The 11,393-nt window shown below is 65.7% G+C and carries 10 protein-coding genes and 2 tRNA genes; 4 read left to right on the top strand and 8 right to left on the bottom strand.

The genetic code is table 11. The features are described from left to right. From DYI24_RS12415 to DYI24_RS12395, 5 genes are all read right to left on the bottom strand, one after another. On the bottom strand, window positions 1–257 hold a 257-nt coding region (locus tag DYI24_RS12415), incomplete at its 3' end, for a VOC family protein (protein ID WP_164572501.1). 3 nt (window positions 258–260) lie between these two features. Continuing rightward, window positions 261–3,134: a valine--tRNA ligase gene (locus DYI24_RS12410; RefSeq protein WP_164572500.1), complete on the bottom strand. Its 2,874-nt coding sequence runs from the start codon at window positions 3,132–3,134 to the stop codon at window positions 261–263. Window positions 3,135–3,275: 141 nt separating this feature from the next. Next, the gene (locus DYI24_RS12405) at window positions 3,276–4,067 is read right to left on the bottom strand and encodes a PopZ family protein (RefSeq protein WP_107355667.1); all 792 of its coding nucleotides are present in this window, start codon (window positions 4,065–4,067) and stop codon (window positions 3,276–3,278) included. A gap of 292 nt (window positions 4,068–4,359) precedes the next feature. After that, entirely contained in the window at window positions 4,360–5,751 is a 1,392-nt protein-coding gene (locus DYI24_RS12400; protein WP_107355666.1) for a TolC family outer membrane protein, read from the bottom strand. Between the two features lie 210 nt (window positions 5,752–5,961). Then, on the bottom strand, window positions 5,962–6,627 hold the full coding sequence (locus tag DYI24_RS12395; RefSeq protein WP_107344558.1) for a protein-L-isoaspartate O-methyltransferase family protein: 666 nt from the start codon (window positions 6,625–6,627) through the stop codon (window positions 5,962–5,964). Between the two features lie 254 nt (window positions 6,628–6,881). Between DYI24_RS12395 and DYI24_RS12390 the strand changes: the two genes are divergently transcribed. The 3 genes from DYI24_RS12390 (at window position 6,882) to DYI24_RS28055 (ending at window position 7,887) form a co-directional block, all read left to right on the top strand. Beyond that, a tRNA-Asn gene (locus DYI24_RS12390) sits at window positions 6,882–6,956 on the top strand. Window positions 6,957–7,146: 190 nt separating this feature from the next. After that, window positions 7,147–7,518, top strand: coding sequence for a hypothetical protein (locus DYI24_RS12385; RefSeq protein ID WP_107344557.1), 372 nt, complete (start codon window positions 7,147–7,149; stop codon window positions 7,516–7,518). A 192-nt stretch (window positions 7,519–7,710) separates the two neighbouring features. Next, window positions 7,711–7,887 (top strand): hypothetical protein, encoded by a 177-nt coding sequence (locus DYI24_RS28055; protein ID WP_199851737.1) that lies wholly within the window; start codon window positions 7,711–7,713, stop codon window positions 7,885–7,887. Between the two features lie 19 nt (window positions 7,888–7,906). Here DYI24_RS28055 and DYI24_RS12380 read toward each other — a convergent pair whose 3' ends face one another. Beyond that, the gene (locus DYI24_RS12380; protein WP_164572499.1) at window positions 7,907–9,040 is read right to left on the bottom strand and encodes an alginate O-acetyltransferase AlgX-related protein; all 1,134 of its coding nucleotides are present in this window, start codon (window positions 9,038–9,040) and stop codon (window positions 7,907–7,909) included. Window positions 9,041–9,042: 2 nt separating this feature from the next. After that, window positions 9,043–10,512: an MBOAT family O-acyltransferase gene (locus DYI24_RS12375; RefSeq protein ID WP_164572498.1), complete on the bottom strand. Its 1,470-nt coding sequence runs from the start codon at window positions 10,510–10,512 to the stop codon at window positions 9,043–9,045. Window positions 10,513–10,694: 182 nt separating this feature from the next. Here DYI24_RS12375 and DYI24_RS12370 point away from each other — a divergent pair. After that, window positions 10,695–10,768, top strand: a tRNA-Cys gene (locus DYI24_RS12370). Window positions 10,769–10,922: 154 nt separating this feature from the next. Here the strand turns inward: DYI24_RS12370 and DYI24_RS12365 are convergent. Further along, window positions 10,923–11,393 (bottom strand): tRNA-uridine aminocarboxypropyltransferase (locus DYI24_RS12365; protein ID WP_164572497.1); only part of this gene is annotated, 471 nt, incomplete at its 5' end.

Below are 11,393 nucleotides of genomic sequence, written 5' to 3'. Positions count from 1 at the left end.
GCTTGCCAGAATGCATCGACCACGGCGCGGTTATTCGCCTTGAAGCACCAGTGCCGGCCATAGGCCGGCTCCGGCCTGTCGCCCTTGCGGATCGACAGATAGACCCGGTCCGGATGGTCAGGCCGCGCCAGCTCGCCATAGCCGAGCCAATCGCCGCGGGCCCCGACCTTGACGACGCCGAGCGCCGCCATGATCGCGTCGTAGAACGTCTCGGCCACCGCAATATCGGACACGGTGATCGAGACGTGGTCGAGCAAGGGTCAGCTCGCGTTCTTCAGCCGAAGCAGCGCTTCGAGGATCTTCACCTTGCGCGCGACCGCGGCCTCGCGCTTCTCCCGTTCTTCCTCGACGACTTCTTCGGCGGCGTTGGCGACGAACTTCTCGTTCGCCAGCTTGGCTTCGGCGCGCTTGATGTCGGCTTCGGCCTTGCCGAGCTCCTTCTCGAGCCGGACCTGCTCGGCGGCGAAATCGACCACGCCCTTGAGCGGCAACGCCGCCACCTCGCCGCGCACCAGGAGCTGCACCGCCCCTTGCGGGGCGGCGTCCGCAAACGAGATGTCGCCGACGCGCGCCAGCCGCTTGATCACGTCGCTCCAGCGGCTCGCCCGGGCGTTGGTGTCGGCGGAAGCACCGGCCAGCACCAGCGGCGTCAGGGTCGACGGCACGATGTTCATCTCGGCGCGCACCGAGCGGATCGCGGTGACGAGATCGACCACCCAGCCGATTTCGGCTTCAGCGGCGTCGTCAGTGAAGTCCGGCTCCTGCGGCTCCGGAATCGCCAGCATCGCCGGTCCGGCCATCGGATCAGTCGCGGCAGAGGCCGCCAGCACCGATACTTCCTCGTCCGAGATTCCGGCCTTGCGCGACCACGGCGCCAGCACCAGCAATCCGTCGCGCGGCGCGGTGACCGCCCACAGCTCTTCGGTGATGAACGGCATGAACGGATGCAGGATCTTGAGGATCTCGTCCCGCGCCCACGCCACCATCGCCCGGGTTTCGGTCTTGGCAGCGCCCTCCTCGCCCATCAGCACCGGCTTGGCGAGTTCGAGATACCAGTCGCAATACACGTTCCAGACGAAGCGATACGCGGCTTCGGCGGCGTCGTTGAAGCGATAGGATTCGATCGCCTCGGTCACCTCGCGCACGGCGCGGACGGTCTCGTGCGCGATCCAGCGATTCAGCGTTTCCTTGGCCGCCGTGTAGTCGAAGCCGGCGGGCGCGACGCAGCCGTTCATCTCGGCGAAGCGGCAGGCGTTCCAAAGCTTGGTGGCGAAGTTGCGATAGCCTTCGACGCGCGAAGTCGCGAGCTTGATGTCGCGGCCCTGCGCCGCCATCGCCGCCAGCGTGAAGCGCAGCGCATCGGCGCCGTATTCGTCGATCAGGTTGAGCGGATCGATGACGTTGCCCTTCGACTTCGACATCTTGGCGCCCTTCTCGTCGCGGACGAGGGCGTGGATGTAGACGGTCGGGAACGGCACATCGTCCATGAAGTGCAGGCCCATCATCATCATCCGGGCGACCCAGAAGAAAATGATGTCGAAGCCGGTGACCAGCACGTTGGTCGGATAGTAGCGGTCGAGTTCGGGCGTCTCGTCCGGCCAGCCGAGAGTCGAGAACGGCCACAGCGCCGATGAGAACCAGGTGTCGAGCACGTCCTCGTCGCGGGTAATGAAGCCCTCACGCTTGGCGGGATCTTCCGCCATGTCGTGGGCCTGCGCGGGCGTGATCACTTCCTGCTCGACGTAGTAGCCGAGCGCGTTGCCGACCGCCTCTTCCTCGGTTTCGGCGACGAATACCTTGCCGTCCGGCCCGTACCACGCCGGGATCTGGTGGCCCCACCACAGCTGGCGCGAGATGCACCATGGCTGGATGTTCTCCATCCACTCGAAGTAGGTCTTCTCCCAGTTCTTCGGCACGAAGGTGGTCTCGCCCGACCGCACCGCGGCGATCGCCGGCTGCGCCAGCGTCTTGGCGTCGACATACCACTGGTCGGTGAGGAACGGCTCGATCACCACGCCGGACCGGTCGCCATGCGGCACCATGTGGACGTTGGGCTCGATCTTCTCCAGGAAGCCGAAATCATCGAGCCGCGCCACGATCATCTTGCGGGCGACGAAGCGGTCGATGCCGTTGATCTCCTCGGCGAATTCGCGCGCGCCTTCCGGCAGGCCTTCGAGATAGGCGCTGTTGTCCGCGACCGAGATCTTGCCCTCGATGTCGAGCACGTTGATCTGCGGCAGATGGTGCCGCTTGCCGACCTCGAAGTCGTTGAAGTCGTGCGCCGGCGTGATCTTCACCGCGCCCGAGCCCTTCTCGGGATCGGAGTATTCGTCGGCCACGATCGGAATCCGACGGCCGACCAGCGGCAGGATGACGTGCTTGCCGACCAGATGCGTGTAGCGCTCGTCTTCCGGATTCACCGCGACCGCGGTGTCGCCCAGCATGGTTTCGGGACGCGTGGTCGCTACGACAATGAAGGTCGACGGGTCGGCCGGGTCGAAGGTCTTGCCTTCGATCGGATAGCGCAGATGCCAGAGGTTGCCCTTCACCTCGATCTGCTGGACCTCCAGATCCGAGATCGCGGTCAGCAGCTTCGGGTCCCAGTTGACCAGCCGCTTGTCCTTGTAGATCAGGCCCTGGCGGTGCAGCTCGACGAACACCTTGGCGACCGCACGGGACAGCCCCTCGTCCATGGTGAAGCGCTCGCGCGACCAGTCGCACGACGCGCCGAGCCGCTTGAGCTGGTTGACGATGACGCCGCCGCTCTCGGCCTTCCACTGCCACACCCGCTCCAGGAACTTGGCACGGCCCATGTCGCGGCGGCTCGGCTCCTGGCGCTCCATCAGCTGGCGCTCGACCACCATCTGGGTGGCGATGCCGGCGTGATCGGTGCCGGGCTGCCACAGCACGTCGCGGCCGCGCATCCGCTCGAACCGGCACAGGATGTCCTGCAGCGTGTTGTTGAGCGCATGGCCCATGTGCAGCGAGCCGGTGACGTTCGGCGGCGGAATCACGATCGAGTACGGGACGGCGTCGCGGCGATCCGGACGGCCGGCCTTGAAGGCCTCCGCGTCTTCCCAGGCGCGCGAAATGCGGGCCTCGATGTCGGCTGGCTGGTAGGTTTTCTCGATCATGGCGCTGCAATCAAAAAAGGCGCGTCGCCGGGCCGCGAACGCGCTCGTTGGACGACGCTAGAAACCTTCCGGCGCGCCGCAAGTCAACAATGGAGGCCGGTCCATTGGATCAGGCGGAGGCAGCGCCTCCGCCAAACGGGCTCAGCGCCCGCGCGAGACCCGCTCGATTTCCTGGCGGACGATCCGCTCGACCAGCGTCGGCAGATTGTCGTCGAGCCAAGCCTTCAGCATCGGCCGCAGCATCTCCTTGACCAGATCCTCGAGGGTCCGGGCATTGTTGCTGAGCACTGTGGTGGCGAGCGAATTGAACGCCGATTCCACCGCCGCGGCAGTGGTCCGCGACAGGATCGGCTGCTGCGGCTCTTCGCTCCAGGCCGCCGCCGCGGGCGGCGGCTCGTAGGCCGGCTCCGGCGCACGCGGCTTGGGCGCAGCTTCGGCGAATTCGATGTCGTCCTCGATCGGCGCCTTTTGCACGGGCGGCGGCGGAGGTGGGGGCGGCGGCGGCGCCGGCTCGGGTTCGGGCTCCGGCAGCGCCATCTCGTCGGTCAGTTCGAGCACGTCGCCATCCGGCTGCGGCGGACGAACCTCCTCCTCCGTGGTGTCGGCGTCGAGGCCGGCCAGCAGCGCGTCGATGTCGTCCTGACTGTTGCTCTCAGCCGGAGCCGGCGTTGGCGGAGGCGCCGGCTTCGGCGCAGCGGCGGCGGGCTTGGGCGGCGCGGCTTGCGCCACCGGACTCGGTGCAGACGGAGGTGGGGTCATGGCCGCGGGCTTGCTCGGCGGGGGAGCCGGTTTGGGTGGCTCCGGCTTCGGGGCAACGGCCACCGGCGCAGGTGCCGGGGTCGCGGGCTTGGCTTCGTCATCGGCAATGATGCGACGGATCGACGCCAGAATCTCCTCCATGGAAGGCTCTTGCGCCTTTGCAGGCTGCGTCATCTCCGACTCCACATCATCACGCCCTTCCCGGCGTTGTAACATCAAAGCTCTACGGGAGAGACCGGTTCCGGATCGGCGGCGCCAGGTTTCGCGTTGGAAGCAGGACTTGTCCCCAGCTTCAACTACGGTACGCCCCGAGGTCCGCTCCACGTGTAACAACGTGGAGCGCCGCGAAACACGGGCGCATCTCCGACTCGAATCGTCACGACGACCCGATCAACGGTAGGCAGCCGATTAGTTGTTTGCAAGCAAACGCGCCCGGGCAGAATCCCGGGCGCAGTCGCGGCCGCAATCAGCGGCCGTCGGGAGTCCGCACGCCGCCCCAGCTGTCGCGCACCTGCTGGTAGTGCACGCTGGGATCATAGACGTCGGTCTTCAGGCCGAGCACCTGCGGCGACAACCGGCCGACCGCGTTCAGCACCGCATAAGAAGCAACGACGCGGTCATGCTGCGCGGTCACCAGCGCGACGCGGGCATTCACCAGCGCCTGCTGCGCGTTCAACACGTCGAGCGTGGTGCGCTGGCCGGCGCGGGCTTCTTCACGCACGCCGTTGAGCGCGATTTCCGAGGCCTTGACCTGGGACTGCGCCGACGAGACCTGCGCCTTGGCGGCCTGCAGCTGGCCCCACGCCTGCACCACGCTGGCGCGGGTCTGGTCGCGCACCTGTTCGAGGTTGAGGCGCTGCTGCGCCAGCGTTTCCTTCGACTGCCGGATCAACGCGTATTCACCGCCGCCCTGGTAGATCGGGACCGACAGCTGCGCGACGCCCGAAGCGAGGAACTGGCGCGGCGACGAGATCGACGGCTCCCACGACTGCTGCGCGCTGGCCTGCAGCGTCAGCGTCGGGAACAGCGCCCCCTCGTTGATCTTCACGTTCAGATAGCTGACGTCGATGCCGTACATCGCAGCGGTGACGTTCGGATTCTCGACCAGCGCCAGATTGATCGCCTGCGCCAGCGAGGTCGGCAGATAGCGATCGACCGGCGAACCCGGCGCGAGATTGCCCGGCTCGGTGCCGATGATGCGGCGGTAGTTCGACCGCGTCGTGGTCAGCGTCGATTCGGCGGCGAGCTGCTGGGTGTTGCCGGCCGCGAGCTGCGCCTGCGACTGCGCCACGTCGGTGCGGGTCACCTCGCCGACGTTGAAGCGATCGTTGGTCTGCCGCAGAGTCTGCTCGAGCACGCGCACGTTGGAGCGCTGCACCTCGAGCGTGGCCGAGTCGCGCAGGTAGTCCATGTAGATGGTCGCGGCCGACAGCAGCACCGACTGCTCCAGCACACGCAGACCTTCACGCGCCGACGACACCTGGCTCTCGGCCGCACGGGTACGGTTCGCCGTCTGATTGCCGTTGAACAGCGTCTGCGATGCGGTCACGCCGACCGAGCGCGGGATCTGCGTCCCGGACGCCTGAAACTGGTTGCCGGCGACCGACGAAATCACGTCGGTGTACTGATAACCGCCGCTAGCCGTAACGGCGACCTTGGGCCGGTAGCCGGACAGAGCCTGAGGCACCGATTCGTCGGTGGCGCGCACCGAGGCGCGCTGTGCATTGAGCTGAGGGTTGGTCTGGTAAGCGCGAACCAGCGCGCCTTCGATGGTGTCCGCTCGGGCCGCTGTCTGCGACACGCACGCCAGAACGATGCCGGCAGCCGCGAGGCCGGAAATCCGCTTAAGCCCATCCATTCTGGCAATCCAATCCTGAACTTTTCCCCACACCGGACTTTCCGGTGCCCAACGCCGTGCGCTCGGCCGAACGATGTCCGGTAAGTCCATCCTCACCATAGGACACGGAATTGACCGAAGAAACCCCCCGGCCGTGGTGCACAACGAAACTTGCGAGCTGGGGCATTCGCGCCACAGGTATGATTCCTCGAAAGAATCCGGCCGCTTGCGTCAGAATTCGAAGGCCGGCGCGCGCTCCAAACCGGGCAGCACGGGAATCGACGCATCGAACAGAATGCGGGCACCGTAGTCGCCGTGCGAACGGGTCACCACGGTAACGCGCTGCGGCCGACCGTTGGCGAAGGCGCCGACCAGGCGGCCGCCGAGCTTGAGCTGATCGTACAGCGCGGTCGGTTCAACCTCGGTGGCGCCGCACAGCAGGATCGCATCGAAAGGCGAGTCGTGCAGATCGCCCTTCGCCGCTTCAGCAACCCGGACATTGACGTTGGACAGACCGAGCGCCGGCAGCGTCGAGCGGATGCGCTGCGCCAGCGATTCGTCGTCGATCGTCGTGGTGACGCGGGCAACCAGCTTCGCCGCCACGGCGGCGATGTACCCGGTCGGGCAGCCCACCACGAGCACGCGATCGTCGTGCTGCAGCTCGGCAGCCTGCAGCATCCGCGCGGTCATGATCGGATTGAGCATGAAGTGCTTGTGGCCGTCGTGGCCTTCGATCTCGAGATCGAGGTCGAGATAGACCAGCTCGCGCTTCGATTCCGGCACGAATGCCTCACGCGGCAGCGCCCGCATCGCATCGATGATTCGCCAATCGGTCACGCTGGCAGGCCGAATTTGCCCGTCGACCATGTTTTGCCGCGCGCGCTCGAATTCCAACATCCTCGATCCCCTGCGTGAAACCCGCGCCATCCATGCTGCAACGCCGCTGAAAACGCAACATGTCGCCGCACTCAACAGATTTAGTGCAAAGGGGGCTTCACGCGGCGCAGATCATCCCCTAAATAGCCCTCGCCGTCACGGCGGCTCGCCGCGGCGTTGCGGCGGAAAACGGCCGGTGTGGATCGACCGATTTCTGCTTTCCAACGCCGAACGGCTTTGTTATACGCTGCCCCGCGAAGCGCTGCTTCGCATGTTCCCTGGTAGCTCAGTGGTAGAGCAACCGGCTGTTAACCGGTTGGTCGCTGGTTCGAATCCGGCCCGGGGAGCCATTCTCATTTTCCATCATTGCAGGTCGTGACGTCCACGCTAGCTCGTGGGCACCCGAGGATGCGCCAGCTCCCTCACAGTGGCGCGCCAGCGACCTTTCACGCCGCTGTGACTCCGCCTCCCCCGGTCCCCGGAACGTTCTCGCGCCGACGCACGTTGCGTCGGCATCGGAAACAAAGAGGGAGACTACAGATGTTGAAGCCGATCACCTTTGCCGCTGCCGTTCTCGCGGGCGCCGTGGCCCTGACCAGCGCCGCCTCGGCTCAGCAGCCGACGCAGATGCGCGGCCAGCTCTACGGCGAGACGTATCGTCATCAGGGTTATCAGGAGCGTGGCTACCAGGAGCGCAATTGGCGCGACAGCAACGCGTTCTGGCCGGGCCAGGTGGCTGCCGGCGTCGTTGGTGGCGCGATCGGCGCGGCGGGAGCGATCGCCACGGCGCCGTTCGAGGCCGGCTATCAGGGCAACTACGACATGCGCAGCTACGCCGAACGCAACGGCTTCGTCTGTCTGCCCGGCACCACGTTCCGCGGCGAAGACGGACGGATGCATCTCTGCCAGTAAGCAGGCATTCAGCATAACGGTCGAACCGAGCCGCCTCCTCCCCGGGGGCGGCTTTGTTCTTGACCGCATTCCTTGTGGATCAGCTCACCATGCTCCGCGCGACGAAGGCCGATCGCTAAAATTGTAGCGATCGGCTCAACCGGCCCCACAACAGTTTTTGCCACACTCATGTTCGGACAGGGGAGCCGAACCATGAGCGAAGCCGAATACGATCTGTTGCTGGAATCGATCAGCGACGCCGTTGCGGAAAGCACACAGGACAACGTCGTGCGGCCGAACGTAGTGGCGACGATGCGCCGCGCCGCTAACGACAATTCGGTCGAATGGCCGCTGCTGCCCTTCCCGTCCGACTGGTACGCCTCCTGCTGAGCGAGGCGCTGCTGCCGCCCTAGCGGCCTTCCTGCGCGACGGTGTCCGCCAGCGAATCCAAATGCCGCTCCGCCAGCTCTTCGATCACCAGATCTGGCTTCTCGCGTTCGATCAACGGCGCGATCTCGCGTGACGGCTTGAAGCCCGACCGGGCGACATAGACCACCTCACCAAAACTGCGCGACAGATACTTGACCAGTGCTCCGGTGAAAGAGTCGCCGATGAACATGATTTTGTATTTGGCCTGCGGACAGAACGTCCGCCCGAGTGAAATGTCGTCGCCCACGGACTGATACGCCGTCGCGGTGAAAGCACAGCGATCGGCCGGCAGCTCTGACAGCCGGGTCGTTTCCCGCCGCGTCAATCCCGCCATGCCGGCGAGATCGCCCGCGTGGTCTGAGGCAATCGCAAACTTCGTCGCATCGAGATCGAGCACCGGCAGATCGGTCAGCGGCAGCGCCGCCATGATGCGGCGATAGCCGAGATACGCGCCCCAATCGGTCCAGTGCGAGTCGTCCTTGAGGTACACCTGCCCGTCGGCCTTGCCCTGCCGCAGCGTGGCGCGCAGATCGAGCACCGGGAGGCGCGCAGCCTCCGCCAGCGCGACGACTTGGTCGAGCTGCGACGGCGGATCGCGCCGCGACATGAAGCTCGGCATCATCTCCGGATAGATCGTGTGCTTGTCGGGCACGACCACGAACAGATATGGCCGGTTCGCGGCCCGCAGCGGACGCATCCGCAACGCGAGCGCGGCTTCGGTATTGGCAAGCTGCAGCGTGCTGAACGGATGCTGGTTGCGATACAGCTCGATCGAATTGTCGCCGGCGTAGAACAGCCAGTCGTCCTTGCCGAACACCACTTTGTCCGACGGCGAGCGTCCCAGCATCACCGTGGTGAAGTTCGAATTCAGCCGCAGCAGCAGCTTTCGCAGGCCGAAATTGTCGTTGAAATAGGCATCGAACCGCTCCGGGAAGCTGTCCCACTGCGCCACCGTGCGCGGCCATGCGGGAAGCTGCGTCAGTTCGCGCTTCTCACTAATGCTGATCTCGGCGTGCTTGAAGGTCATCGCGATCAGCGACGCGAACGAAAACGCCGCAACGAGACCCACGAGGGCGCCGCAGTACAGCCGAACGGTGAAAGGGGGTCGCTGCATCGCTAGAACCGGAAATAGATGAAGGGATTGTAGGTGCCGGCCGCGACCTGGCTGCTCGCCAGCAGGCCGATCGTCAGCAGCACGATCAACCGGCCCGTCATCATCAGGGTCCCATCACCGCCAATCCGCAAGGTGCGGACGTCGGGATGCACCCGGCCCTGGTTCTGGTCCCGGCGCAGCCGCCAGTCCGCGGTCAGGGGGCTGAACACCGCAGCACTCGCCAGACTTCCCATCACCAGGCAGAGGACGACCAGCGGATCGACATTGCCGAGGAAATCCAGCGACCAGCCGGCGCCGAGCCCGACCATGGCGCGCAAATAGGTGATGGCGTGCGACAGGTCGGTGGCGCGGAAGAACACCCAGGCCAGCGACACCACGGCCAGCGTGTAGACGTGCCGCACCGGCCGCGGCATCCGCGCCAGTAGCGACGCCAATCCGAGCCGTTCGAAGATCAGGAACAGGCCGTGGATCAGGCCCCAGACCACGAACGTCCAGTTCGCGCCATGCCACAGCCCGCACAGCAGGAACACGGTGGCGAGATTGAAATACACCCGCCACGGCGGCACGCGGTTGCCGCCGAGCGGGATGTAGAGATAGTCGCGCAGCCAATTCGACAGCGAGATGTGCCAACGCCGCCAGAATTCCTGCAGCGACTGCGACAGATACGGATAATTGAAGTTCTCCAGGAAGGTGAAGCCGAACAGCCGCGCCAACCCGATCGCCATGTCTGAATAGGCCGAGAAGTCGAGATAGATCTGCAAGGTGTAGCAGAGCAGTCCGAGCCAGGCCGCGCCCGGGCTGAGGTCGGCGGCCGGCAGCGCAAAGATCCGGTCGGCGACTTCTCCGAGCGGATTGGCCAGCAGCATCTTCTTGCCGAAGCCGGCCAAAAACCGCTCGATGCCGGAGGCCGCCAGTTCGAGCGTCACCGGCCGGCGCCGGAGCTGATCGGAGATGTCGTGATAGCGGATGATCGGGCCGGCAATCAGTTGCGGAAAGAACGCAATGTACAGCGCGAAGTCGACCGGCCGGCGCTGCGCGCGGGCGACGCCGCGATAGACGTCGATCACATAAGACAGCGCGTGGAAGGTGAAGAACGAAATCCCCAGCGGCAGATGCGGCGCGACAATGGTGACCGGGGCGATTCCGACCGTCTCCAGCAGCGCGTTGAGGTTCGCGATCAGGAATTCTGAATACTTGAACACCGCCAGCAGGCCGATGTTCAGTACCACCGCGGCGGCCACCACCAGCTTGCGCCGGCTCGGGTCCGTCAGGGCATCGAGCGCCAGCCCGAGCAGCCAGTTGCCGAAAATCGACCCCAGCATCACCAGCGCGAAGAACCGCTCGCCCCAGGCATAGAACACCAGGCTGGCGACCAGCAGCACGCTGTTGCGAAGCGGCCGCGGCACGCTCCAATAGACCAGGAGCAGCAGCGGCATGAACAGGAACAGGAAGACCGGCGAACTGAACAGCATCAGGCCATCGCCCTCGCTTCCCAGCTCCTGCAGTTGCGCTCCGGCATCGCCGCCCCGTCGTTTGGTGCACCTTCTCCTTGCGCGAGCGCCCCCGATTGTTCAAGACCGCCTCTGTCCCCAGGGCAACACGCTGTGCGGCGGTTGCCTATCGCCGTCCGGCCGTATATGAGTTCGCCGCGTGGGGCCACGTGGCGGAGTGGTTACGCAACGGTCTGCAAAACCGTGTACACCAGTTCAATTCTGGTCGTGGCCTCCACTTCCCAATCAAGCACTTAGCCGATCTTCCTGAGACTCGACCGGAACCGCGTCGAGGATCGCGCTGTTGCGCGCGGAATCGCTTCGCGCGAACGCTCCATCCAATAGACACCTGCCGAGATCGCCGCGTCAGGCTTCGGCGCGGGCGCGCGCCCTCACCCGCGCTTCTTGCGGCGCCAGTCGCGCTTCTTCGGCTTCGGGGCCAGATCCGGCCGCTCGGCCTGGACCTGCTTGAACCGCGCCAGCATCCGGTCGAAGGCTGACAGCAAGGCGGTCTCGATCTCGGGGCGATGCTCCAGCCGCGACAGCAGCATGGCGGCGGCTTCCAGCGTCGACAGCCCGTCGCGGCGCGGCTCCTTGCGCAGCCGGCCGTAGCGCGACGGCGCCGCGGGGTCGAGAATCACCCGCTGGCATTTCAGCATCCAGGCATTGCGCCACCACAGCGCTTTCGCCTGGCTCCAGGTGCCGTCGAGCAGCACCACGCCCTCGATCTCGTCGAGGATCATGTCCTGATACGGCTCGGGCTGGCCCTTGGCGTCGACCGCAAGGATCTCGCGCCCCTCGGCCAATTCGGCCGCGCGGGCTGAGCCGAGATACAGCACCGCCCAGCGCGACGGATCGTGCAC

This window comes from Rhodopseudomonas sp. BR0C11 (assembly GCF_010820945.1).
In the GTDB taxonomy this organism is placed as follows: domain Bacteria; phylum Pseudomonadota; class Alphaproteobacteria; order Rhizobiales; family Xanthobacteraceae; genus Rhodopseudomonas; species Rhodopseudomonas palustris_H.
This window is presented reverse-complemented; position numbering and strand designations above follow the sequence as displayed.

Excerpts from the sequence above, each read along its gene's own strand:
- DYI24_RS12410 (WP_164572500.1), bottom strand. The coding sequence starts at position 3,134 with ATGATCGAGAAAACCTACCAGCCAGCCGACATCGAGGCCCGCATTTCG.
- DYI24_RS12405 (WP_107355667.1), bottom strand. The coding sequence starts at position 4,067 with ATGACGCAGCCTGCAAAGGCGCAAGAGCCTTCCATGGAGGAGATTCTG.
- DYI24_RS12395 (WP_107344558.1), bottom strand. The coding sequence starts at position 6,627 with ATGTTGGAATTCGAGCGCGCGCGGCAAAACATGGTCGACGGGCAAATT.
- DYI24_RS12385 (WP_107344557.1), top strand. The coding sequence starts at position 7,147 with ATGTTGAAGCCGATCACCTTTGCCGCTGCCGTTCTCGCGGGCGCCGTG.
- DYI24_RS12375 (WP_164572498.1), bottom strand. The coding sequence starts at position 10,512 with ATGCTGTTCAGTTCGCCGGTCTTCCTGTTCCTGTTCATGCCGCTGCTG.
- DYI24_RS28055 (WP_199851737.1), top strand. The coding sequence starts at position 7,711 with ATGAGCGAAGCCGAATACGATCTGTTGCTGGAATCGATCAGCGACGCC.
- DYI24_RS12400 (WP_107355666.1), bottom strand. The coding sequence starts at position 5,751 with ATGGATGGGCTTAAGCGGATTTCCGGCCTCGCGGCTGCCGGCATCGTT.
- DYI24_RS12380 (WP_164572499.1), bottom strand. The coding sequence starts at position 9,040 with ATGCAGCGACCCCCTTTCACCGTTCGGCTGTACTGCGGCGCCCTCGTG.